The organism is Pedobacter suwonensis (assembly GCF_007833675.1).
GTDB lineage: Bacteria > Bacteroidota > Bacteroidia > Sphingobacteriales > Sphingobacteriaceae > Pedobacter > Pedobacter suwonensis.
This window is the reverse complement of sequence record NZ_CP031708.1, coordinates 4,810,505-4,835,640: the sequence shown is the minus strand read 5'-3', so window position 1 is coordinate 4,835,640 and position 25,136 is coordinate 4,810,505. Positions and strand designations below refer to the sequence as shown.

The 25,136-nt window shown below is 41.2% G+C and carries 14 protein-coding genes, 2 tRNA genes and 3 rRNA genes; 12 read left to right on the top strand and 7 right to left on the bottom strand.

Annotation, left to right across the window (positions count from 1 at the left end; all coding sequences use genetic code 11):
• Positions 1-2: 2 nt before the first annotated feature.
• The 6 genes from DV942_RS19915 to DV942_RS19890 all read right to left on the bottom strand — a co-directional run bounded on the left by DV942_RS19915 (position 3) and on the right by DV942_RS19890 (position 7,467).
• Positions 3-983 (bottom strand): acyl-ACP desaturase, encoded by a 981-nt coding sequence (locus tag DV942_RS19915; protein ID WP_090985332.1) that lies wholly within the window; start codon positions 981-983, stop codon positions 3-5.
• A 906-nt stretch (positions 984-1,889) separates the two neighbouring features.
• Positions 1,890-2,001, bottom strand: a 5S ribosomal RNA gene (gene rrf, locus DV942_RS19910).
• A 139-nt stretch (positions 2,002-2,140) separates the two neighbouring features.
• Positions 2,141-5,016 (bottom strand): 23S ribosomal RNA (locus DV942_RS19905).
• A gap of 431 nt (positions 5,017-5,447) precedes the next feature.
• Positions 5,448-5,524 (bottom strand) — tRNA-Ala (locus DV942_RS19900).
• Between the two features lie 80 nt (positions 5,525-5,604).
• A tRNA-Ile gene (locus DV942_RS19895) sits at positions 5,605-5,682 on the bottom strand.
• A 263-nt stretch (positions 5,683-5,945) separates the two neighbouring features.
• Positions 5,946-7,467, bottom strand: a 16S ribosomal RNA gene (locus DV942_RS19890).
• Together the 16S, 23S and 5S rRNA genes with 2 tRNA genes alongside form the textbook arrangement of a ribosomal RNA operon.
• Positions 7,468-8,565: 1,098 nt before the next feature.
• Here DV942_RS19890 and DV942_RS19885 point away from each other — a divergent pair.
• From DV942_RS19885 to DV942_RS19835, 12 genes are all read left to right on the top strand, one after another.
• Positions 8,566-9,513 carry an outer membrane protein assembly factor BamD gene (locus tag DV942_RS19885; protein ID WP_145860442.1) on the top strand — a complete coding sequence of 316 codons (948 nt, stop codon included), beginning with the start codon at positions 8,566-8,568 and terminating at the stop codon, positions 9,511-9,513.
• A gap of 3 nt (positions 9,514-9,516) precedes the next feature.
• The gene (locus tag DV942_RS19880) at positions 9,517-9,843 is read left to right on the top strand and encodes a DNA-directed RNA polymerase subunit omega (RefSeq protein WP_090988294.1); all 327 of its coding nucleotides are present in this window, start codon (positions 9,517-9,519) and stop codon (positions 9,841-9,843) included.
• Positions 9,844-9,920: 77 nt separating this feature from the next.
• Positions 9,921-11,117 (top strand): bifunctional phosphopantothenoylcysteine decarboxylase/phosphopantothenate--cysteine ligase CoaBC, encoded by a 1,197-nt coding sequence (gene coaBC / locus DV942_RS19875; RefSeq protein WP_186462363.1) that lies wholly within the window; start codon positions 9,921-9,923, stop codon positions 11,115-11,117.
• The gene (gene porD / locus DV942_RS19870) at positions 11,114-12,007 is read left to right on the top strand and encodes a type IX secretion system protein PorD (RefSeq protein ID WP_145860440.1); all 894 of its coding nucleotides are present in this window, start codon (positions 11,114-11,116) and stop codon (positions 12,005-12,007) included. Before coaBC ends, porD begins: the two co-directional genes overlap by 4 nt.
• Before the next feature lie 394 nt (positions 12,008-12,401).
• Positions 12,402-12,773: a BlaI/MecI/CopY family transcriptional regulator gene (locus DV942_RS19865; RefSeq protein WP_090988290.1), complete on the top strand. Its 372-nt coding sequence runs from the start codon at positions 12,402-12,404 to the stop codon at positions 12,771-12,773.
• Positions 12,774-12,867: 94 nt separating this feature from the next.
• Positions 12,868-14,964 (top strand): M56 family metallopeptidase, encoded by a 2,097-nt coding sequence (locus DV942_RS19860; protein ID WP_145860438.1) that lies wholly within the window; start codon positions 12,868-12,870, stop codon positions 14,962-14,964.
• Positions 14,965-15,063: 99 nt separating this feature from the next.
• Positions 15,064-16,716 carry a DNA repair protein RecN gene (gene recN, locus DV942_RS19855; RefSeq protein ID WP_145860436.1) on the top strand — a complete coding sequence of 551 codons (1,653 nt, stop codon included), beginning with the start codon at positions 15,064-15,066 and terminating at the stop codon, positions 16,714-16,716.
• 120 nt (positions 16,717-16,836) lie between these two features.
• The gene (locus DV942_RS19850) at positions 16,837-18,072 is read left to right on the top strand and encodes a carboxypeptidase-like regulatory domain-containing protein (protein WP_145860434.1); all 1,236 of its coding nucleotides are present in this window, start codon (positions 16,837-16,839) and stop codon (positions 18,070-18,072) included.
• A 793-nt stretch (positions 18,073-18,865) separates the two neighbouring features.
• A complete protein-coding gene (locus DV942_RS23890) occupies positions 18,866-19,471 on the top strand; it encodes a carboxypeptidase-like regulatory domain-containing protein (RefSeq protein WP_244950753.1) in 606 nt (201 codons plus the stop codon).
• 128 nt (positions 19,472-19,599) lie between these two features.
• Positions 19,600-20,103: a hypothetical protein gene (locus DV942_RS23885; RefSeq protein ID WP_244950752.1), complete on the top strand. Its 504-nt coding sequence runs from the start codon at positions 19,600-19,602 to the stop codon at positions 20,101-20,103.
• Between the two features lie 116 nt (positions 20,104-20,219).
• A complete protein-coding gene (locus DV942_RS19840; RefSeq protein WP_090988280.1) occupies positions 20,220-21,287 on the top strand; it encodes a PA0069 family radical SAM protein in 1,068 nt (355 codons plus the stop codon).
• 178 nt (positions 21,288-21,465) lie between these two features.
• Positions 21,466-22,338, top strand: a complete 873-nt coding sequence (locus tag DV942_RS19835; protein WP_145860431.1) for an ATP-grasp domain-containing protein — start codon at positions 21,466-21,468, stop codon at positions 22,336-22,338.
• Positions 22,339-22,423: 85 nt separating this feature from the next.
• Here DV942_RS19835 and DV942_RS19830 read toward each other — a convergent pair whose 3' ends face one another.
• Positions 22,424-24,976 carry an ATP-dependent Clp protease ATP-binding subunit gene (locus tag DV942_RS19830; RefSeq protein ID WP_145860429.1) on the bottom strand — a complete coding sequence of 851 codons (2,553 nt, stop codon included), beginning with the start codon at positions 24,974-24,976 and terminating at the stop codon, positions 22,424-22,426.
• Positions 24,977-25,136: the final 160 nt, after the last annotated feature.

Genomic DNA, 25,136 nt, shown 5'->3' with positions numbered 1-25,136 from the left:
GACTATCCGGCAATCCAGCTAAATTTATAATCAATCGTTGGATTTTTCATACGTTCTGCAACACGTAATAAACGCGAAGGCAATGCCATAATATAATCACGTGCTTTTTCACCTGCTTCATTTAAATCACGCATGCCTTCAATTTTCCAATCCTCGATTAACTGCTGCATAATTTCAACATAATCAATCGCCGTGTAAACACCTAAACGTTGCGCAGCATCTGTAAAGTGGCCAAATGTTTGACCTATTTTTAAACCTACCTCACGTAAGAAATGCGCAGGCATGACAATTTTTTTACGCATCATGTCTTCAAAAGCCAGCATGGCTTCATTAGGATCGACCTCGAAAATACGGTTCATAAAATCCTTATAAGCTTTGGCGTGCCTCGCCTCATCAGAAGCGATTACGCCACACATTCTCGATAATAAAGTATCACCATCTTTTTTGGCTAAAGAAGCTACCCTTCGGTGAGAAATATTGGTTGCCATCTCCTGAAAAGACGTATAAATAAAGTTGCGATAAGGGTCATGACCAGTACCAATATCGAAACCATCGGCAATCAGGTATTGTGTAGAGATTTCCATCTGGCGCATATCTACGCGACCAGACAAGTATAAATATTTATTCAATAAATCGCCATGGCGGTTCTCTTCAGCAGTCCAGTGTCTGTTCCATTTCATCCAGCCACCATCTTCTTTCATACTCGGCCCCTGCACCATTGATAACCACGATTCGTAAGTAGGCAAAGCTTCTTCAGTAATCGTATCGCCAATCAATACCGCTACAAGATCGTAAGAAAGGTCCTTTGCATTGTCCCTTAAAATTCTGATATCTTGATAAAATGTTTCGCTCGTAGAGTCAGGAAGGAAATCAGATGGTTGCCAGTTCGTATCAATTGGTTTAAGATAGGTATCCATCATCTCCAGCATATACGTTTCGATATGCACCATTACTTCCCTTCTTTTATCTGCAAAAAAACTCATTACTTATGATTATATTTTTATTAAAAACAAAGATAACCAAATATTGTGGCAAACCTTGTGATATTAAACATATTTAGTATTAATCAGTTTTAAATTTAACGATAATTGGCAACCTTAAGAGAAATAATTTTAATCTCCAGCCCAAAAGGTATACCGCATCATCCGGGCTATTTAATCAGGAACATAACGTAAAATATGGAAGATGTAAAACGGATGATGGAATGGTCTCTGCGGAGATCAGCGTTTCTGCGGGAGCACAACCTTAACTTTTCTCAGCTCCTTAATGGTTTAAATACCTATTGGTCTTGGAGCGCAATGTCCCGAGCATTTGGGATAGGTCCCGTCCTGCTGTCCGCTCTATCCTTTTGGGAAACCTTATTTTTTAAACAATTTTTCTTATCCAAAAGGGATGCCGCTACCATCAGGGCTGTTTTACCCGGGACATAAAATAAAGGAGTAAGGATGGAAGATGTAAACGGATGATGGAATGGTCTCTGCGGAGATCAGCGTTTTCTGCGGGAGCACAACCTTAACTTTTCTCAACTCCTTAATGGTTTAAATACCTCTTGGTCTTGGAGCGCAGTGTCCCGAGCGTTTGGGCCGGCTCCGTTCCTGCTGTGCGCTCTATCCTTTTGGAAACCTTATTTTTTAAACAAATTTTCTTAGCCAAAAGGGATGCCGCTCCCATCAGGGCTATTTAACCCGGGACAGAAAATAGAGGAGTAAAGATGGAAAATGTAAAACGGATGATGGAATGCTTTCAGCGGAGATCAGCGTAATCTGCGGGGAACCGCTATGCGCCCTAACCCCCTAACGCCGGGAAACCGCTATGCCCTATGCCCTATGCCCTTTGCTGATAAAACAAGAAAGCCCTTCAACATTACTGCTGAAGGGCTTCTCTTTAAGATCTGGCACCGACCTACTCTCCCACGTGTTACCGCAGTACCATCGGCTCTGGTGGGCTTAACTTCTCTGTTCGGAATGGGAAGAGGTGGACACCACCGATATAGGCACCTGAATATTTTTATTTAAGGTTGAGGGAGGGAGGGTATTAAGGTAGAGGGTAAACCTTCCGCCTTTATGCCTTCCGCCTTCCGGCCTCAAATGACATATTATTGAAAGAAGTTAGCATGAAGAACAAACAACAGTTCTGTTTGCTTTGAAAGCTTCGGATGATTAGTACTACTCGACTGTGGTGTCGCCACCTTTACATCTGTAGCCTATCAACGTAGTAGTCTGCTACGGTCCTATATGGAATTCTCATCTCGTGGCTAGTTTCGCACTTAGATGCTTTCAGCGCTTATCTATTCCCAGCGTAGCTACTCTGCAATGCCCCTGGCGGAACAACAGATTCACTAGAGGCTGGTCCAACCCGGTCCTCTCGTACTAAGGTCAGCCCCACTCAAAATTCCTACGCCCACAACAGATAGGGACCGAACTGTCTCGCGACGTTCTGAACCCAGCTCGCGTGCCACTTTAATCGGCGAACAGCCGAACCCTTGGGACCTTCTCCAGCCCCAGGATGTGACGAGCCGACATCGAGGTGCCAAACCTCCCCGTCGATATGAGCTCTTGGGGGAGATCAGCCTGTTATCCCCAGCGTACCTTTTATCCTTTGAGCGATGGCCCTTCCATGCAGAACCACCGGATCACTATATCCGTCTTTCGACCCTGATCGACCTGTATGTCTCACAGTCAAGCAAGCTTATGCTATTGCACTCCACGTACGGTTACCAAGCGTACTGAGCTTACCTTTGAAAGCCTCCGTTACCTTTTTGGAGGCGACCACCCCAGTCAAACTACCCATCAAACAATGTCTCCCGCTTAGCGGGATTAGACACCGAATACAGAAAGGGTGGTATTTCAACGTTGGCTCCACGATGCCTGGCGACACCGATTCATAGCCTCCCACCTATCCTACACATCCTGTACCCAATGTCAATGTTAAATTGTAGTGAAGGTGCATGGGGTCTTTCCGTCCCGTTGCGGGTACCCGGCGTCTTCACCGGGACCACAATTTCACCGAGCTCATGGCTGAGACAGCGCCCAGATCGTTACACCATTCGTGCAGGTCGGAACTTACCCGACAAGGAATTTCGCTACCTTAGGACCGTTATAGTTACGGCCGCCGTTTACTGGGGCTTCGATTCAATGCTTCTCTTGCGATGACATCCCCTCTTAACCTTCCAGCACCGGGCAGGTGTCAGGCCTTATACCTCATCTTTCGATTTTGCAAAGCCATGTGTTTTTGTTAAACAGTCGCCTGGGCCTTTTCACTGCGGCTGACATTGCTGTCAGCGCCCCTTCTCCCGAAGTTACAGGGCCATTTTGCCGAGTTCCTTAGCCATGATTCACTCGAGCACCTTAGAATCCTCTTCCCGGATACCTGTGTCGGTTTGCGGTACGGGTTTTTATAACCTGGAGCTTAGCGGTTTTTCTTGGAAGTCTGATTACCTGCACTATCCAATCGCCCGAAGGTCCTTGGTACTATCAGCGCTCAGCATCGATCACGGATTTGCCTATGTTCGATATACCTACAGCCTTCAACGATCTATTCCGTCAGATCGCGGCAGTGTCACTACTCCGTCCCCACATCGCAGTTATAAAAAGTACTGGAATATTAACCAGTTGTCCATCGAATTTCCCCTTCGGGTTCTCCTTAGGTCCCGACTGACCCTGATCCGATTAGCGTTGATCAGGAAACCTTATCCTTTCGGTGGGCGGGTTTCTCGCCCGCCTTATCGTTACTTATGCCTACATTTGCTTTTCTATGCGCTCCAGCACCCATTACCAGATACCTTCACTGCACATAGAATGCTCCCCTACCGATATATTTCAATCCCATAGCTTCGGTGTACGGTTTAATGCCCGTTTATTATCCATGCCCGATCGCTCGACTAGTGAGCTGTTACGCACTCTTTAAATGAATGGCTGCTTCCAAGCCAACATCCTAGCTGTCTGTGCAATCGGACCTCGTTAGTTCAACTTAACCGTAACTTGGGGACCTTAGCTGATGGTCTGGGTTCTTTCCCTCTCGGCGCGTGACCTTAGCACCCCGCGCCTCACTGCCGGCCATATTACATAGCATTCGGAGTTTGTCTGGATTTGGTAGGATTTGACTCCCCCGCACCCAATCAGTAGCTCTACCTCTATGTAACTCGATGCCGACGCTGTTCCTAAAAACATTTCGGGGAGTACGAGCTATTTCCCAGTTTGATTAGCCTTTCACCCCTACCCACAGATCATCCGGAAACTTTTCAACGTTTATCGGTTCGGTCCTCCAGTACGTGTTACCGCACCTTCAACCTGTCCATGGGTAGATCACAAGGTTTCGCGTCTACCTCCTCTGACTATACGCCCTGTTCAGACTCGCTTTCGCTTCGGATCCGTGCCTGAAGCACTTAACCTTGCCAGAGAAGAGTAACTCGTAGGCTCATTATGCAAAAGGCACGCCGTCACACCACTTGGATGCTCCGACCGCTTGTAAGTACACGGTTTCAGGTTCTATTTCACTCCCCTGTTCGGGGTTCTTTTCACCTTTCCCTCACGGTACTGGTTCACTATCGGTCTCTCAGGAGTATTTAGCCTTACCGGATGGTGCCGGCTGATTCCCACAAGGCGTCTCCGACCTCGCGGTACTCAGGATACTGCTAGACTGGTATTCTATACGTGTACTGGGCTATCACCATGTATCGCCGGGCTTCCCATCCCGTTCCACTTCTGTTTACCAATGCCACGTTGCAGTCCTACAACCCCCACTTTGCCGTAACAAGGTAGGTTTGGGCTCTTTCCCTTTCGCTCGCCACTACTCAGGAAATCATTGTTATTTTCTCTTCCTCTGCTTACTTAGATGTTTCAGTTCGGCAGGTTTGCTCATTATATGTGACATGTCTTCAACATGCCGGGTTGCCCCATTCGGAAATCTCCGGATCTAGTTCCTATTTGCAGATCCCCGGAGCTTATCGCAGCTTATCACGTCCTTCTTCGCCTCTGAGAGCCAAGGCATCCCCCGTGTACTCTTTCTTACTTTCTTCTACTCATGCGCCTTTTGCGCCGCATGGTATGCTTTTTTGCTCTTGTTATGATGTCTCATACCTAACATCGTATTGCTACTCCGCCTGGTGAGCACAAACACAACAGTCGCCTATTGTTGTTTGCTCTTCTTTTTTAACTTCTTCCAATATGTCAAAGAACTTTACCGAGGTTAAAGGTAGAGGGTATAAAGGTGGAGGGTTTCATTGTCCTGCGCCTAAGCCTCTGCTTAACCTTGTTAGTGAAAAACTGCGGTCTCGAACCGTTTCATACTTTTTGTAATGTATGTGCCCCGTGGCGTTTTCTTCTTTTCTCTCTTTATGTCAATGTATGTTACCGATCCAGGTAAACTCGTTTTTTTGTTTTCTGTCGTGGCCGGTAGTGCCATGGGTCTTACCCTAAACCTTCTACCTTTCAGCCCTCAACCTTTAATGGTGGAGAATAACGGAGTCGAACCGTTGACCTCCTGCGTGCAAGGCAGGCGCTCTAGCCAGCTGAGCTAATCCCCCAGAGTGTAGTTATCAGTTTTCAGTTCCAGGTTTTCAGTTATGGTAACTGTCAACTGCAAACCGCCAATTGTAAACTTCAATGGTAGTCCCGTCCAGATTTGAACTGGAGACCCCTACATTATCAGTGTAGTGCTCTAACCAGGCTGAGCTACGGGACTTTGCTTTGGGCAGCATCTGATGCAGTATATAGTATCTTACCGCTACCGCTTTTCCTTTGCTAACCTCAGCTTCATCCGTTAAGCTTACCCTTATAGTATGCCCACCGTTTTCTTCTGGGTGTTTCTTTTTTTTTCTCTTTGTTATAAAGTATATGGTATCAGCTTGAACGATATGGTCCTTGAACCCTATACCTTCTACCTCTTTACCCTCTACCTTATTTAGAAATATCATGTTGCGCAGTGAGTAGTCAACGCTACTCCAGAAAGGAGGTATTCCAGCCGCACCTTCCGGTACGGCTACCTTGTTACGACTTAGCCCCAGTTACCGGTTTTACCCTAGGACGCTCCTTGCGGTTACATACTTTAGGTACCCCCAGCTTCCATGGCTTGACGGGCGGTGTGTACAAGGCCCGGGAACGTATTCACCGCGTCATTGCTGATACGCGATTACTAGCGAATCCAACTTCATGGGGTCGAGTTGCAGACCCCAATCCGAACTGTGAACGGCTTTGTGAGATTCGCATCATATTGCTATGTAGCTGCCCTCTGTACCGTCCATTGTAGCACGTGTGTAGCCCCGGACGTAAGGGCCATGATGACTTGACGTCGTCCCCTCCTTCCTCTCTGTTTGCACAGGCAGTCTGTTTAGAGTCCCCACCATGACATGCTGGCAACTAAACATAGGGGTTGCGCTCGTTGCGGGACTTAACCCAACACCTCACGGCACGAGCTGACGACAGCCATGCAGCACCTAGTTTCGTGTCCTTGCGGACTGATCTATCTCTAAATCATTCACTAACTTTCAAGCCCGGGTAAGGTTCCTCGCGTATCATCGAATTAAACCACATGCTCCTCCGCTTGTGCGGGCCCCCGTCAATTCCTTTGAGTTTCACCCTTGCGGGCGTACTCCCCAGGTGGAACACTTAACGCTTTCGCTTAGCCGCTGACTGTGTATCGCCAACAGCGAGTGTTCATCGTTTAGGGCGTGGACTACCAGGGTATCTAATCCTGTTTGATCCCCACGCTTTCGTGCCTCAGCGTCAATAAGACCATAGTAAGCTGCCTTCGCAATCGGTGTTCTGAGACATATCTATGCATTTCACCGCTACTTGTCTCATTCCGCCTACCTCTAGTCCATTCAAGCCCATCAGTATCAAGGGCACTGCGATAGTTGAGCTACCGTCTTTCACCCCTGACTTAACAGGCCGCCTACGCACCCTTTAAACCCAATAAATCCGGATAACGCTTGGATCCTCCGTATTACCGCGGCTGCTGGCACGGAGTTAGCCGATCCTTATTCTTCCGGTACATTCAGCTAAATACACGTATTTAGGTTTATTCCCGGATAAAAGCAGTTTACAACCCATAGGGCAGTCTTCCTGCACGCGGCATGGCTGGTTCAGAGTTGCCTCCATTGACCAATATTCCTTACTGCTGCCTCCCGTAGGAGTCTGGTCCGTGTCTCAGTACCAGTGTGGGGGGCCATCCTCTCAGATCCCCTAGTCATCGTCGCCTTGGTGGGCCGTTACCCCGCCAACCAGCTAATGACACGCATGCCCATCTCCATCCCATAAATGTTTGATCATTGGATAATGCCATCCTGTGATTTTATGCGGTATTAATCCGGATTTCTCCGGGCTATCCCCCTGATGAAGGTAGGTTGCATACGCGTTACGCACCCGTGCGCCACTTTCCTCTCCAGCAAGCTGGAAAGTATCGTTCGACTTGCATGTATTAGGCCTGCCGCTAGCGTTCATCCTGAGCCAGGATCAAACTCTCCATTGTAAAATGTGTTGTTCAATACTGACCAGTTTTAACTATCGTTAAAAATAGTCTTCTTTTTTGTTATGTCTGTCAGACATTGACTTTAAAATTCAGTCAGGCATTCTGTACTTGAATACGTACTTCATTACCTCACTGCGCTACATTGACATCTCTTTTAAGAACTTATCGACTGTTGTTGCCTCGCGGCCCGTCTTTATATATCTCCAGATTTCAGTTCGTCCAGGTCTTGTTTGTCCTGAACGCGTTTCCGTCTGTTTCAATCTTTTCTGCTGATCGCCGTAACATCCGCTACCTGATCTTTCTTTGTTTTCCCTTCGTTTCCGTTGGGAGTGCAAAGGTAGGAATCTTTTCGAACTTCCAAATAAAATAATTTTTATTTTTCTGATTGCTTTTTCTTCTCTCCCTCTGTTTCAATATGCCGGTGTTCACCAGCTTTCCGTTCTTCCGAACCGGGCTGCAAAGGTAGCAATCTTTTTCTCTTAAGCAATATTTATTTTAAAATAATATCGCCCTCCATCTCTCTAAGCCATTTTTTCAACAAACCCCTTCCTCCGAAGCGGGATGCAAAAGTAGGAAAAATCCGTAAAACACCAAAGGATATTTATTAAATGCTGTTCATTTCAGCGTAAGTAAATGGTTTTCAATGGGAAATATTTTTCGACCAGCCAAAACAATTATGCCTTTTTCCTGTTTACCACCGCCCTGAACAGTTCCAGGATCTGATAAGGTCCGGTAGCCAGGACGAAAAAAAGATCCTTCGGCTACGCTCAGGATAAGGGATCGGCTGGAGAAACCCACTAAACTTCCGAAGTCCCCCTGCGCCAAGCCACTTGAAACTTCGGAAGAAACTACCCACCTAAACCCGATAGCAGCGGAAAACCCGCAGCGCAGCGAGGATTTGGAGCAAATAGCGGGAACATGCCTATATAGTACCACTGACCCTGCTTTGCTAAAACCAACAACAATATATGTACATATACGAGCGATACTTATATATGTTAAAAATTGTTAACTGTATATTTGTACTGAATTGCTTTGCATAGCTTAGCGGCCAATTGTTTTTATTGATGTTATCGTATTATTAATTATCTTTGCAGAATGTTTAAAGTTAAACACTTAATTATTTTAGTATTTATTACCGCTTTGGGTATGGCGGGCTGTAAAAGTCGTTTCGAGAAATTGAGGGCGAGCAATGACGTTGCAAAAAAATACCAAGAGGCACTTCGTTTGTATAATAAACGCGATTACAGTAAGGCATTAGTACTTTTTGAGGACCTATCTCAAAAATATCGTGGTCGTGCAGAAGCAGAAGACCTGAACTATTATTATGCTTATACCCTTTATAGATTAAGTGACTATACCACAGCGAGGTACCAGTTTAAAAGTTTTGCAGACACCTACCCGGCAAGTAAGAATGCTGAAGAAGCCAGATACATGGCAGCATACTGCTATTACCTAGAGTCGCCAAATTTCTCTTTAGACCAGGAAAATACTTATAAGGCTATTGATGCGCTACAATTATTCATTAACCTATACCCTACCAGCGATCGTGCTGCTGCTGCCGGAAAATATATTGCGGTATTAAGGGGGAAATTAGAGGATAAAGCCTTTGAAAATGCTAAAATGTATTTAACTACAGGACCAAGTAATGTAGATAATTATAGAGCAGCTGTTATTGCCTTAAAAAATGCACAAAGAGATTTCCCAGACATTAAATATGCTGAGGAAATGGATTTCCTGATGATAAAGGCGCAATATTTATACGCAAAAAACAGTTACATCATCCGTCAGGAAGACCGTTACAATGAAGCACTTTCTTTATATACTGAATTTACAGAAAACCACCCTGACAGTAAATTTGCTAAAGATGCAAAAGCGCTTAAAAGTGATGTTGAAGCAGGAATTGCGGCTACAAAAAAAGAATTGGCATTATATGCTGCTGATCAGGAAAAATACAAGCAGATGTTGATTAGAACAGGTAAATTAAAGGATACTGTTTCTACAAAACCAACGAATGCAGATAATACGGATATTAAAAACAAGTAACAGATGAATACTAACAAACCTGCTGTACCCAATACTACAGTAACCAGAAACGTACACGATTTAGATAAAACTACTGATAACTTATACGAATCGTTAGTGGTAATTGCGAAAAGGGCAAATCAAATTTCGAACAACGTTAAAGAAGAGTTACACGGTAAACTGGCAGAATTTGCTTCTAGCAACGATAATTTGGAAGAAATTTTCGAAAACCGTGAGCAGATTGAGATCAGCAAGCATTACGAGCGAATGCCAAAGCCTGTTTTAGTTGCTATGGATGAGTTTTTGAATGGCAAAGTTTACCACAGAAACCCTGCTAAAGAACAAAAATAACTGCATAGCGCATAGCGTTTAGGGCAAAGCGTTTAGCACTACGCTCTATGCTCCATGCCTTATCTACTCTGCGCATTATGCTAAAAAATAAAAATATAATCCTTGGCGTTTGCGGTAGCATCGCGGCTTATAAGTCGGCATTTTTGGTTCGGCTGCTCGTAAAAGCTGGCGCAAACGTAAAGGTTATCCTTACCCCTGATGGTGCTCATTTCATTACACCACTTACCCTTGCTACGCTTTCTAAAAATCCGGTTTACACACAATATTTCGAAGAAGAAACCGGCGTATGGAGCAATCATGTTGAACTGGGCTTATGGGCTGATTTAATTATCATCGCTCCGATAAGCGCCAATACTTTAGCCAAACTGGCAACAGGAATCTGCGATAATTTATTAACGGCTGTTTATCTTTCGGCAAAATGCCCGGTTTACGTAGCCCCGGCTATGGATCTGGATATGTGGAAACACGAAACAACCCAAAGCAACATTAGTCGTGTAACCAGTTTTGGTAATACGGTTATTGCTCCGGCTAACGGCGAACTGGCCAGCGGACTTTGGGGAGAAGGCCGAATGGCCGAGCCGGAAGAAATTGTTACTTTCCTGGATAATTCTGTGAAGAAATCGTTACCCCTGTTTGGCAAAAAGGTAATGGTAACCGCCGGGCCTACTTATGAGGCTATCGATCCGGTACGTTTTATAGGCAACCATTCTTCAGGTAAGATGGGTTTTGCCCTGGCTGATGAGTTGGCCAAACTGGGTGCTGATGTCACTTTAATTGCCGGACCAACTGCCCAAAAAGCCAGTCAAACGTTAAAAAGGATAGATGTGGTAAGTGCGCAGGAAATGTTTGAGGCCTGTACCGCTGCTTTTGAAGAAACAGTAATTACTGTGATGTGCGCAGCTGTGGCCGATTATCGGCCTAAACAGGTTGCTACGCAAAAAATTAAAAAGCATGATAGCGGATTGTTTTTGGAACTGGAAAAAACAACAGATATACTTGCTTATTTAGGTAAGGCAAAAAAACCGCAACAGATTTTGGTTGGATTTGCTTTAGAAACCAACGACGAAGAGAATTATGCCAAAGGCAAACTGGAAAAGAAAAATCTAGACCTGGTGGTGCTAAATTCTTTGAATGATAAAGGAGCAGGTTTTAAATCAGATACCAATAAAATTACTATTTTTAACAAAGCTTTAGAACGGACTGTATTTGAAATGAAATCGAAAACAGATGTTGCAAAAGATATTTGTACTGCCATTTTAAAAATTGTGAAATGATAAAAAAGATTGTTTGGATACTGATATTGGTGGGCTTTGGAAAGCTACAGGCGCAAGAACTAAACGCTCGGGTAACCTTACTGGCTCCCCAGGTTTCGAACATCAGCAAACCAACTTTAGACGCTTTGCAAAAAACAATCCGCGATTTTTTGAACAACAACAAATTCAGCAACGAAAGTTATAAGCCGCAGGAGCGTATAGATTGTAGTTTCGTCATCACCATCAATTCGTGGGATGGTGGCTCTGGTTATACTGCCGAAGCGCAAATTCAAAGCAGCCGCCCCGTTTTTAACAGTTCTTATAATAGCACTTTGTTAAATATGAGTGATAAGAATTTCGATTTCAACTTTAACGATGGGGCTACAATCGACTTCTCTGACCAGAATTATATTTCAAATATCAGTGCGCTACTCACTTATTATGCCTACACCATTATCGGGATGGATAAGGATAGTTTTAGCAAAATGGGTGGCACTCCTTTTTATAAAAAAGCACAGAACATCATCAACCTTGCACAAGCCTCGGGCAATACCGGCTGGAGAGCTGCCGATGGCTTACGTAATCGTTTTTGGTTTAATGAAAATGTTTTAAACCCCATTTTTGCAGAACTGCGCAATTTCATCTACAGTTATCATTTAAGCGGCCTTGATCAGCTAACCGATCAGGATAAGGGCTTAGCGCAGATTGTTGCCGCCTTGCCCGCACTACAGCAAATGGATAAACAGAAACTCGGCTCTATCTTTCCTAATGTTTACTTTGCTGCCAAAGCAGAAGAAGTAACCAATGTACTTTCTAAACTTAATGGACAAGAACGTATGAAAGCCTACAACATGTTGGCAGAAATTGATCCGGCAAACATTGGTAAATATGAAGGGTTAAAGAAGAATTAATATGTTGGTTAACTGGTTAATTGTTTAAATCGGTTAATTGTACATCATATGGTTAACCGCTAGGTAGTTTCTCTATTTGTTTGTGATTAATGTTAGAAAGCAATTTTAGCATTTCAATTAAACGCAGTCCTGCTTTCGTTTATACGTCTGCAGGCCTTACAAACAGGCCGGTATCCACATCAATCAGGTTTAATCACGCAAACTGGTTTTTCACAAGGCAGGTTCCTTTTTAATGCCCAATAATCAGGATACATCCCATCAGATACTTCTTACAAAAATGTTAACCGATTAACCAGTTTCCACAATCAATAGATTAAAAATTTTTTAAAATATTTTGATATTACGAATATCTTCGTACATTTGAATACGAAACAATTCGTACAACTTGTAACATATGGATAATTATAACATCAAACCTACGGAAGGTGAAATGGAAATCCTCCAGGTGCTTTGGCAAAAGGGGAATGCAACGGTAAGAGAGGTTCATGAGGCATTAAATAAAAAAGACTCTGGTTACACCACTACTTTAAAACTGATGCAGATTTTGCATGAGAAAGGCATGGTCGACAGAGATACTACCCAAAAAACACACGTATATAAAGCACTTGTTAGTCAGGATAAAACGGAAAAACAACTGGTAAACAAAATGATCGATAATGTATTTAACGGATCTGCAGCGAGACTAGTGATGCAGGCCCTGGGTAACCACAGCGCCAGTGCAGAAGAAATTGACGAAATAAAAAAATATTTGGATAGCCTAAAGTAAGGCTATTGCTGAAGGTTGGAAGGTGTAGGGTTTAGATCCCTAATAAACATTAAGATTTCGGACGATATCCGTATAAAAAATTAAAACCACCGTTATGGAAACTTTATTACAACAGTTCATCAAAGCATTTGGCTGGAGCATCTTAAATTCGCTTTGGCAAAGCGCCATCATTTATGGTATCCTATTTATTATCATGCTTGGCATCCCAAAACTGGCCGCAAAACATAAGCATAACCTTGCTTTTGGTGCCATCATTTTAATGTTTATGGGCTTTGGCTATAATTTCATACACTATTTAATGTCACATGCACACACGCATGCATCAGCAATCAAAGCTCAGGATATACAGGTATACCAATACCTTAATAACTTACCACCAACCTTTAGCAGCAAGGCAGAGCAATACTTCCCTACAGTAGTTATATTCTACACCATTGGTATTGTGCTTCAGTTGTTTGTTATTATTAAAGGTTATAGACAGCTTTCCAAACTAAAAAAAGAAAGTTTAAGTGCAATACCCGATAGCTGGAAAGTTATTTTTGACCATGTAACGGCCCGGCTTAAAATTAACAAAGCTATTCAGTTTCACATTTCTTCTATTGTTAATGTGCCTTTGGTTATCGGTTATTTGAAACCCGTTGTATTATTTCCACTGGCCCTGGTAAACCAATTAGACAATGACCAGGTGGAAGCGATACTCATTCATGAATTATCACATATCAGAAGAAACGACTTTTTATTAAACCTGATTAAAACAGCTATTGAAACCCTATTATTTTATAATCCATTTGTATGGATGGCAGGGAGGTTTATACACATTGAACGCGAGCATGCCTGCGATGACCTGGTATTAAAGATTACCGGAAAACCACTTAATTATGCCCATGCCCTACTTAAACTGGAACTATTAAAAGACAAAAACAGTCCGGCTTATGCATTGGCGGCAACAGGCAAAACCCAGAATTTGTATCAACGCATAAAAAGAATAACCAACATGAAAACAAATTATTTAAACGCCAAACAGCAAATGGCAGCCCTGACCTTAGGAGTAGCTTGCCTGTTTTCTATTGCCTGGATCAATCCAACAGAAAATAAAAAAGATACCCAAAAAACAAAAATTGAAGTCTTAAGTGTCATCAACCACAATGATCTGAAAACCGTTGTTTACACGGATACCACAAAAAAACGTAAAATTAAAATTGTGACCATTGATGCTAATGGTAAAAAGACCGAATATAACTCGGTAAAAGAAATGCCGGATAGCCTAAAGAGAGATTTTTACAGGGACGAACTGTTTGCAGGTAAAAATATTTATAGACTGCGTGCTGATAGCAATTTTAAATTTAAATTAGACGATTCGCTGTTATTTGCCAAAATCAACAAGGAATTCAACTCTCCTGAAGCACAAGCCAAGTGGAAAAAATTTGGTGAAGATATAGCCAAACAATACAATTCTCCAGAAGCACAAGCGAAGTGGAAAAAGTTTGGTGAAGATGTGGCCAAACAATACAGTTCGCCAGAAGCACAGGCCAAATGGAAAAAGTTTGGTGAAGATGTGGCCAAACAATACAGTTCGCCAGAAGCACAGGCCAAATGGAAAAAGTTTGGTGAAGATGTAGCCAAACAGTATAGCTCACCAGAGGCGCAGGCGAAGTGGAAAAAATTTGCTGAAGATATGAACAAACAATTCTCATCGCCAGAAGCACAGGCACAATGGAAAAAAATAGGCGAAGATCTGGCGGCTACGATAAATACTCCGGAATTTAAGGCTCAAATTGAAAATCTAAGCGTGAAGACCTTAAAATCAGGAAAAGATTATCAGCTTTCAGACGGTATTTTTCTAAAATTGAATGATGACTCGAATAATAAAGTGAAACAAACGGAAGAGTATAAAAGATTGAAAGAAAAATTTGACAATGAGGTAAAAGAATTAAAGGAAAAAATAGAACAGAAAGAGAAAAAAGAAAAATTTGAAGGTAGTAATAAAAGCTCAAAGGTTAATCCAGCAGTTATTTTGTATCAAAATAAAGATTTTACAGGTGCCGATAAAGCGCTTAATACGTTAAATGCGGTGGTAACCTATAAAAAATCAGACTTTACAAATGCTGATCAATTGGCCTTAAAAACTTATCTTAAGGTACCCAACTTAAAAATTGCTACTGACAATACTATTAACATTGCTATCAAATAACAACACATAAACCAAACAAATCATGAACGGCGAAGATTATTCTTCGCTGTTTTTGTTTTGTAGAGTCCTGTTGAATAAATTTTAATATTTTTGCTTAGCATGCTACAAAAACTTTCTATACGTAATTACGCATTAATTGATAGTCTGGATATCGAATTTGATAAAGGCTTGAATATTATTACAGGTGAAACCGGCGCTGGTAAATCGATCATACTTGGCGCATTGTCGCTAATTTTAGGTCAGCGGGCAGAAAGCAAGTACTTTTTTAACCAGGACAAAAAATGTGTTATTGAAGGCAATTTCAATTTGGCAGATGAAAACCTGAAAGGTCTTTTTGAAGAAAATGATCTTGATTTCTCAAACGAAAGCATCCTGAGGAGAGAAATATCAATAGATGGCAAAACAAGATCTTTCATTAACGATACGCCTGTAAATTTATCCATCCTAAAACAGATTGGCGAAAAGCTGATCGACATCCATTCACAACATGCTACACAGGAAATTAACGATACCGATTTTCAACTGTTGATTGTAGATGCACTGGCCAACCATAAATCATTATTGACTGACTACCGCCGCGGATTTAAAAAGCTTAAGCATGATAGCAGCCTGTTAAAGAAACTGGTAGCCGAAGCAGACGAGGCCAGGAATAAACAGGATTATGAACAGTTTCTGTTCAACGAACTGGAACAGGCAAAACTACAGGATGGCGAGCAGGAAGATTTAGAACAGGAATTAGAACGGTTAACCCATGCCGAAACCATAAAACGAGCATTACTCACCACTTCCGGTTTAATTAGCGAAGGTGAGCCTTCCGCTCTCCAGATTTTAAAAGAAGCTTCTTTACAGTTACAAAGTATCGAAAAATTTGATCCTGCAATTAATGTGCTGTACGAACGGTTACGCTCCTCCATTATCGAAATAAAAGATATTACCGATGAGGTTTCTGCCATAGAAGAAAATACCATCCACAGTGCCGATCTTTTGGAAATTGTTAATCAAAGGCTGGATCTTTTCTATTCACTGCAGCAAAAACATCGCGTTGCTAACAATACCGAATTATTAGCGTTTCAAAAGCAACTGGAAGAAAATCTCAACAAACTCTTATCTTCTGATGAGCATATCGAAAACCTGCAGAAAGAAATAGATCAACTTCAAAAAGTATTACTTCAGCAGGCCGGACAGTTAAGTGCCAACCGCAAAAAAGCGATTAAAGTAGTTGAAGAACAAACCAGTTTGACCTTAAAAAGAGTGGGCATGCTAAATGCAAAACTGGTTTTAGACCAAAAAGTATTTAGCGAATTAAATAAAGATGGTTTAGATGAAATAAACCTGCTATTTACAGCTAATGCTGGACAGGCGCCCGCACCGGTAAATAAAGTAGCGTCTGGTGGCGAGTTATCACGCTTAATGCTAGCCATTAAAGCTTTACTGGCTAAACATACTTCCTTGCCGACCATTATTTTTGATGAAATTGATACCGGAATTTCCGGGGAAACTGCGCTAAAAGTTGGAGAGGTCATTTCCGATTTAGGCCAGAACATGCAGGTAATCTCCATTACACACCTGCCACAGATTGCGGCCAAAGGCAGATCACACTATTATGTTCATAAACATGAAGACCGCGGAAAAACCACTACTGCCATCCGTAAACTTAAACAGGAAGAACGTATTGAGGTAATTGCCGAAATGTTAAGTGGTAAAAATCCGGGTGCATCGGCTATAGAAAATGCCAAAGAACTATTGGCTTAATTTATTGTCCTGATCCCCACTAACAATTTCATATTTATCAGACAGGCCCTAATAAGAAAACACCAATAATTTTACATTATGAATTAAATATAAACTAATAAATTAGTTTATATTTATACAATGAAATCTTTTTCAGTTTTATTCTTCTCCCTGGTCGTTAAAATTTGTTTCGCCCAACAAAATTACGTGCTTTCGGGGACAGTTAAAGATAAACGTGGTGAAGTTTTACCTGGTGCAGGCGTATATGTAAGTGGTTATAAAATGGCTACTGTAACAGATAATAATGGCAATTATACTCTTCCCTTAAAACCTGGAAACTACGATATTTTAGTACAATTAATCGGCTACAAAACGGTAAATAAAAGCATTATTATAGCTGATAAGGCGATAAAACTCGATCTGGTTTTAGAAGAAAGTATTACCCAGTTAAGCGAAGTTACCATTAAACCAGATCCGGACAGGGCCCATTATATCGCCATGTTCAAAGATTTTTTTATTGGTACTACGCCAAATGCCCAACAGTGTAAAATGATCAATCCGAATGTGCTATTGGTTGATTACGACAGAGATGAAGCGAAGCTCACGGTTAAGACAAATCAATTTTTAATTATCGAGAACCAGGCATTGGGATACCGGATAAAATACCTGGTCAATAATTTTGAGTACAGTAGCCGAACGAAGATCATCTATTATGAAGGATTTCCTTATTATGAAGATTTAAAAGGATCGGCCCGGAAAAAAAAGATATGGGCAAAGAAACGCTTAACCGCTTACCTGGGTTCCCCACAGCATTTTTTTACATCGCTCTACAATGGCAGGGCAACTGAAGAAGGTTTTATCATCAACAAATTAATTACCCAGCCAAATCGCGACAAACCTGCCGATAGTATCATAAACGCAAATATTAAACGTTTAACAAAGCTGCAGGGAGGCTTATTACAAAAAAAAATAAATTTTAATCAAGGAGACTCACTCAGCTATTGGATCAGACAGAAAAACCTACCTGATGGTATTTCCATTTTAAGCCGCAGTCCTGTTGCACAAGACACCTTGGTTCATATCAAAAACCAAAACGTTAAAAGCATAAACTTTACTGATAAACTTTATATTATCTATACTAAAGAAAAGGAAGATGCATTATTTGCCAACCGTATAGGCTTATCCATCAACAGGCCTTTGGATATGCCCGATTATCAGGTATCGACCATTACCCTTCAAATAGCACCGGTATATTTTTATGCGAATGGTGGAATCTATAATCCACGCGCTATGCTTTATGCCGGCTATTGGGCATGGGAAAAAATTGCAGATAGCGTGCCAATGGATTATTTACCGCAGGTTGATGTGAAAAAATAGGAATGTAGTGTTTCGATATCTGTGCTTAGCCGCCCGCCAGGATTTAAATAAAATATTTTTTGGAAAGCAAGTGCACTGCTAATTTGTTTGAAAACAAAAAGATAATTGCTTATCAGAATGCCTTAATGATTAACTTGAAAAAGATTCTTCGCTAGGCTTAGCACTACAGCAATTTATTATTTACCTGAACTCGATAATTATTTAATTAAAATACTGCCTTATAAACGACCCATCCCTGGCCGATTCGTCATGCTGAACTTGTTTTACAAGTAGAAATAATATTTTCAATGGCCTTGTAGCTACTCCGTGGTCAGCATCTTTTTAGCAGGAAAGACCCTGAAATGAATTCAGGGTGACGGCCTCTTAATCAAATAACCTATATAAGTTAACGAAAGACAATATTAATAATCAAACTCAGGTTATTTATAATTATCTGGGCTTAGCCGCCCGCCAGGATTTGAATAAAATATTTTTTGGAAAGCAAGCGCACTGCTAATCGGTTCCGATCGTCCCGCCCTTTGTTACAAATCCTCGCCCTCATGCTTCGGGCTGTGGGTTTTTCACTACGGTCGGGTTTAGCTGGCAGTGCCGGTAACACGATTAAGGGTTTTGGGACCATGCCATTAAAATGCAACAGGCTAAATCAGGCCTGGTTTGGATAAATTGCGTGATAAAAGATCCTTCGTTATACACGCGGGGAAAGTGGCATTGACGATCCATATCAAATGTTAAATTTGTTAAAAAATTTTAGCGATTTTAATAAATATTCTGCCTTTTGGGTACATTCGTCTCCATGATTAAAAACCTCTTAGTAGCCTGTATACTGATCATGTTGGGTACTAATGCCATTGCTCAAAATACCTTCTCAATCAGTGGCGTAGTTAGGGATAAAAAAGATGGATTGCCTGGCGCGAGTATCTACTTAAGCGGATATAAGATTGCAACAGTTGCCGATAACGATGGAAAATTTAAACTTTCAAATCTAAAGCCTGGCAGTTACGACCTGCTTGTGCAGCTTGTTGGCTACCTCCCCTATTCTAAAAGTGTTATCATTTCTGATAAATCAGTTCAGGTAGAGCTGGTTTTGAAAGAGAATGTTGCACAGCTTGATGAAGTAGTAATCAGGGCTGACCCGAACAGACAGAAATATATCAACCAGTTTAAAGAATTTTTTATTGGTAAGACACCAAATGCAGCTCAATGCAGGATATTAAATCCTCAGGTTCTGAATGTAGATTTCGATATTACCAGAAGTACCTTAACGGTATCTACTACCGAATTTTTAATTGTCGAAAATAAAGCATTGGGCTATCGCCTAAAATATATGCTTGATCATTTTGAGTATAATTCCCGTACACACATCATTTTTTATTCTGGCCATCCGTTTTTGAAGAATTAAAAGCTTCGGCGGCCAAAAAGAAAAAGTATATTGCGGCAAGAGAATTGGCTTATTATGGCTCCTCACAACATTTTTTCCGCTCACTCTATGCCAATAAAACAAAGGAAGAAGGTTTCATCATTAATAAAATGATCAAAATTCCCAATCCTAATCGATATCCGCAGTACGTGATCAATGCCAACTTAGCAAAAATTAAAGCCGTACCTGAGAAAACAGGCATCAGACAAATGAAAGGGAAAATAGATACCGCCTTACTTGCTTTTTGGACGAAACAACAGGAAATGCCTAAAACAATTGATAAATTTTCGAGGGCGGAAGTACTTACAGATACTCTAGTACATAACTACAACCAGAATTTGAAGTACCTGAGCTATACTGATGCCCTTTTGATTCAGTATACCAAGGAGAAAGAATCTCTTGCATACTCCAAAACAGGCTTCTGGATCTTCAGGCCACTGGATGTACCGGAAAATGAAATTTCAGTAGCGAACTTAACCGGCGAAGGTGTGCGTTTTTACGAGAATGGTGGCATTTACGATTCCCGTTCGTTGCTTTATGAAGGTTACTGGGCATATGAGAAAGTGGCCGATATGGTACCAATGGATTATGTTCCACTCCCGAAGAAGGAATAATGGACGATAAGATGTGAGCGGTAAGACGGAAAATGGATGATCAATCTAAAATTAATTGTTGAAAAGTAACCACAACTGATACTTAAAATTACTAAAAATATTAGTAATTTTAAATTATGATTGGGGAAAGAGAAAATCAATATTTTAAGGGTAGAGGTGCACAGGTCAATCCACATAACAAATTTTTGAAAGATGTTTATGTAAAAGAGCACGATGAAGGAATAGACGACTGGGAGGAAAGTGATCGTAAAACTTCTTTCATTTTCGAAAATTCGAAAACCATTGTAAATAAGGTCGACAGTCCGGATGTTGGCATGGCCTATTCCCTAAATCCTTATCAAGGTTGTGAGCACGGATGTACGTATTGTTACGCCCGCAATTCGCACCAATATTGGGGCTATAGCGCCGGAATAGAATTTGAGCGGAAAATAATCGTCAAAAAAGATGCACCAACGCTCTTTAAAAAATTTCTGGAGAAAAAAGGCTGGGATGCCACTACCATTTCGCTTTCTGGCAATACCGATTGCTACCAACCTGCCGAAAGAAAATTTAAGCTAACCCGACAGTTGCTTGAAATTGCATTGGCCTACAAACAGCCGATTGGGATGATTACCAAAAATTCACTCATCCTGCGCGACAGGGACATTCTGAAAGAGATGGCCAAATTAAACCTGTGCATGGTTTATGTTTCAATCAACAGTTTGAATGAAGATTTAAGGCAGGTAATGGAGCCACGTACCACAACGGCCAAACAACGGTTAAAGGTGGTAGAAGAACTCAGTAAGGATGGAATCCCTGTGGGTGTAATGGTTGCCCCTCTTGTTCCAGGTTTAAGTGACCATGAAATTCCAAAAATTTTAAAAGCAGTAGCCAATGCTGGCGCCATTAAAGCGGGGTACACGGTAGTAAGGCTCAATGGTGCCATCGGTCAGATCTTTGAAGATTGGCTGCTGAAAAATTTTCCGGACCGCTTTGATAAAGTCTGGCATTCCATTCAGAGTTGCCACGGCGGTAATGTAAATGACAGCCGGTTTGGCGACCGCATGCGCGGCGATGGCAATATTTCGCAGATAATCAGGGATAATTTCAGATTACATTGCCGTTTAAATGGCTTAAATATAAAAGACATTATTTTAGATCATACGCTGTTTAAGGTTCCGAGTAACCAGGCGAGCCTATTTTAAACATTCGGGGAGAGAAATCCCCAACGCTCGGGGCCGTGGTTTATGATCACGGCCATCTCAATGTGTTTGTTCCGATTGTAATAAAGATTTTTGAGCTTTGGGTTTGTAATTCATCATAGAAAAACTTCTTTGTAAATACAGATTTGTAAACTACTGACATAAAACTTAGTTTTAAACCATGAAGATTGCATTGATTACCTACCTGGACAAAGGCGCCTATGATACAACCACCGTTGAAAGTGAAGACGACAAACTCCTCTACTTTTTAAAAGAAAAAGGATTTACCATTGATCTGGTAATCTGGAATAATCCACATATCAACTGGGAGGATTACCAGGTGGCGATTTTAAAATCACCATGGGATTATTTTGACCTGATTGAAGATTTTTATACCTGGCTGGATCTTTTAGTAACTAAAAAAGTAAAACTGCTTAACCCAGTAAATGTGGTGAGGTGGAATTCGGATAAACGCTACCTGAAAGAGATCGAAGCCGCTGGCTTAAAAATTATACCCAGTATTTTCATCAATAAGCAAAACCGCGTATCGCTTAAACACTTCTTCGACGAGTTCAATACGGACAAATTAATTGTGAAACCCTGCATCAGCGGTGGTGCAAAAAATACCTTCAAGGTAACAATAGATTATGTTGAAGCAGTGAATCATCAGTTAAACCATCTTCTGCAGGAAGAGGATTTTATTATTCAACCATTTTTACCGGAAATTTTGGAAAGCGGAGAATGGTCGTTCATTTTCTTCAATGGCACTTACAGCCACTCGCTCATTAAAAAAGCTAAACCGGGCGATTTCAGGGTGCAGCCAGCACATGGTGGATCTGTACATCCGCAAAATCCCGATCATGACCTGATTGCCATGGCACAGCAATATGTTGATTTGTTTGCTAAAAACTGTCTTTATGCCCGTGTTGACGGTACTTTCGTAAATGGCGAATTTTTACTGATGGAGTTGGAACTCATAGAACCTTTTCTATTTTTAAATACAGCTCCTGAAAATTATGATCGATATTATGAAGCATTGAAAAAACTGATGTAATTGCCTTTGGCTAAACGTTACCTGCAATCAGTTAATTCCAGGCAGATATAATAAAAAAACTCCCGACTTTCATCGGGAGTTTTTTTTATTTACTTGAAGAATCTTCTTCTTGTTTTGGTTCTTCTTTTTTGCTTTCGCCTTTTTTATGATTAATTGATACGAGTTCGGTTTTTTTATCATAATCAATTTCTAAAACATCACCTTCGGTCAATTCGCCTTTCAGAATCTCTTCAGCAATCGGATCTTCTAAATATTTCTGAATTGCTCGTTTTAATGGACGGGCACCAAAATTACTATCAAAACCTTTATCTGCAATATATTCTTTGGCATTATCAGTCAATACAATCTCATAACCAAGTGTATGAACGCGACCGAATAAGGCTTTTAATTCGATATCGATAATCTTAAAGATTTCTTCTTTACCTAAGCTGTTGAATACCACAACATCATCAACACGGTTTAAGAACTCAGGCGCAAAGGCACGTTTCAATGCGCTTTCTATTACACCGCGACTGTGAGAATCGGCCTGGCTTGTTTTTGCTGTTGTAGAGAAACCAACGCCTTGACCGAAATCTTTAAGTTGACGTGCACCGATATTAGAGGTCATGATGATGATGGTATTTCTAAAATCAACTTTACGACCTAAACTATCTGTTAACTGTCCTTCATCTAAAACCTGTAATAAGATATTAAATACATCAGGGTGTGCTTTTTCAATCTCGTCCAATAAAATTACGGCATAAGGCTTTCTCCTAACCTTTTCAGTTAATTGGCCACCCTCTTCATAACCTACGTATCCCGGAGGCGCTCCTACTAAACGCGAAACAGCAAATTTCTCCATGTACTCACTCATGTCGATTTGAATCAGAGAATCATCACTATCGAACATGAAACGCGCCAATTCTTTTGCCAATTCCGTTTTACCTACACCAGTTGGCCCCAGGAAAATAAAGGAACCGATTGGTTTTTTAGGATCTTTTAACCCAGCTCTTGTACGTTGGATGGCTTTAGTCAATTTCTTGATCGCATCATTCTGACCGATAATTTTCTCAGCCACTTTATCGTACATGTTCAACAGTTTTGCACTGTCTGTTTGTCCAACACGTTGTACCGGAATACCAGTCATCATCGAAACTACCTCGGCTACGTTATCTTCTGATACCTCGTAACGTTTAGTTTTGGTTTCGGCTTCCCACTCTGCTTTAGCTTTATCTAATTCTTCAATTAAATTTTTCTCTGTATCGCGCAGTTTTGCAGCTTCTTCATACTTCTGGCTACGTACCACCTTGTTTTTCTCCAATTTGATATCCTCAATTTTGGCTTCGATATCAATAATGTTCTGCGGAACATGGATATTGGTTAAATGAACACGCGAACCAGCTTCATCTAAGGCATCAATCGCTTTATCAGGTAAGAAACGATCAGAGATATAACGCGAGGTTAATGTAACACAGGCCAAAATAGCTTCCTCTGTATAGGTAACCCCATGGTGTTCTTCGTATTTATCTTTAATACGCGTTAAAATCTCTACAGTTTCATCAGGTGTAGCAGGTTCAACCATCACTTTTTGGAAACGACGGTCTAAAGCACCATCTTTCTCAATGTACTGACGGTATTCATCTAATGTTGTAGCACCTATACATTGAATTTCGCCCCTTGCCAAAGCAGGTTTGAACATATTGGATGCATCTAATGATCCAGATGCGCCACCAGCGCCAACAATGGTATGGATCTCATCAATAAATAAAATTACATCAGTAGATTTTTCAAGCTCGTTCATCACGGCTTTCATACGCTCTTCGAACTGTCCACGATATTTTGTACCGGCAACCAGCGATGCCAAATCCAAAGTCACTACACGTTTGCCAAAAAGCACACGTGAAACTTTACGTTGTACAATGCGTAAGGCGAGACCTTCTGCAATTGCCGATTTACCAACTCCTGGTTCTCCGATTAAAATCGGATTGTTCTTTTTTCTGCGGGATAAAATCTGCGATACGCGTTCGATTTCTTTCTCACGGCCTACAATCGGATCTAATCTTCCTTCTTCTGCAGCCTTTGTTAAATCGCGGCCGAAATTATCCAGAACAGGGGTCTTAGATTTTATATCCGAAACTTTTTTAGGTGTGCTAAAGCTTTCCTCTTCGCGATAATCGTCATCGCCTCCTGTAGATGCACTGTTGGAGATATCATCTCTAAAACCATTTTTATTCACTTCTACCTCCTGTTTAAAAACATCATAAGTAATGCCGTATTGCAATAGGATCTGTGAGGCGATGTTATCATCATCTCTCAAAACCGATAAGAGCAAATGTTCGGTGCCAATTAAATCGCTTTTAAATATTTTAGCTTCTAAGTAAGTAATTTTTAGAACTTTTTCTGCCTGTTTAGTTAATGGAATATTACCCAGGTTTACTGTCACACTCGAAGTACCGCGAACAGCATCTTCAATTGAGCGGCGCAATTTACCAGTATCAACTCCTAACGATCGTAAAATTTTGATAGCCATACCATCGCCTTCGCGTATGAGGCCTAATAATAAATGCTCGGTTCCAATGTAATCGTGTCCTAAACGGAGTGCTTCCTCCCTACTAAAAGAGATTACATCTTTAACCTGTGGTGAAAATTTTGCTTCCATAATACCTTTCTTAACAGCTACGTCCCTAAACTATAAAATAACTTTATAAAAAAGAATGTACTGTTTTCTTTATTTTATCAACAATTGCGCCATACGGGTGGATAAAGAGGCTTGCAAGTGTCTAAAAACCCAAAATTCAATGTAAGATTATGATGCCGAT

Bases quoted from the DNA above. Each gene is read 5' to 3' on its own strand.
- DV942_RS19830 (WP_145860429.1), bottom strand. From the start codon at position 24,976: ATGGAAGCAAAATTTTCACCACAGGTTAAAGATGTAATCTCTTTTAGT.
- DV942_RS19885 (WP_145860442.1), top strand. From the start codon at position 8,566: ATGTTTAAAGTTAAACACTTAATTATTTTAGTATTTATTACCGCTTTG.
- DV942_RS19840 (WP_090988280.1), top strand. From the start codon at position 20,220: ATGATTGGGGAAAGAGAAAATCAATATTTTAAGGGTAGAGGTGCACAG.
- DV942_RS19850 (WP_145860434.1), top strand. From the start codon at position 16,837: ATGAAATCTTTTTCAGTTTTATTCTTCTCCCTGGTCGTTAAAATTTGT.
- coaBC (WP_186462363.1), top strand. From the start codon at position 9,921: ATGCTAAAAAATAAAAATATAATCCTTGGCGTTTGCGGTAGCATCGCG.
- DV942_RS19860 (WP_145860438.1), top strand. From the start codon at position 12,868: ATGGAAACTTTATTACAACAGTTCATCAAAGCATTTGGCTGGAGCATC.
- recN (WP_145860436.1), top strand. From the start codon at position 15,064: ATGCTACAAAAACTTTCTATACGTAATTACGCATTAATTGATAGTCTG.
- DV942_RS19880 (WP_090988294.1), top strand. From the start codon at position 9,517: ATGAATACTAACAAACCTGCTGTACCCAATACTACAGTAACCAGAAAC.
- DV942_RS19915 (WP_090985332.1), bottom strand. From the start codon at position 983: ATGAGTTTTTTTGCAGATAAAAGAAGGGAAGTAATGGTGCATATCGAA.
- porD (WP_145860440.1), top strand. From the start codon at position 11,114: ATGATAAAAAAGATTGTTTGGATACTGATATTGGTGGGCTTTGGAAAG.
- DV942_RS23885 (WP_244950752.1), top strand. From the start codon at position 19,600: ATGATCAAAATTCCCAATCCTAATCGATATCCGCAGTACGTGATCAAT.
- DV942_RS23890 (WP_244950753.1), top strand. From the start codon at position 18,866: ATGATTAAAAACCTCTTAGTAGCCTGTATACTGATCATGTTGGGTACT.
- DV942_RS19835 (WP_145860431.1), top strand. From the start codon at position 21,466: ATGAAGATTGCATTGATTACCTACCTGGACAAAGGCGCCTATGATACA.
- DV942_RS19865 (WP_090988290.1), top strand. From the start codon at position 12,402: ATGGATAATTATAACATCAAACCTACGGAAGGTGAAATGGAAATCCTC.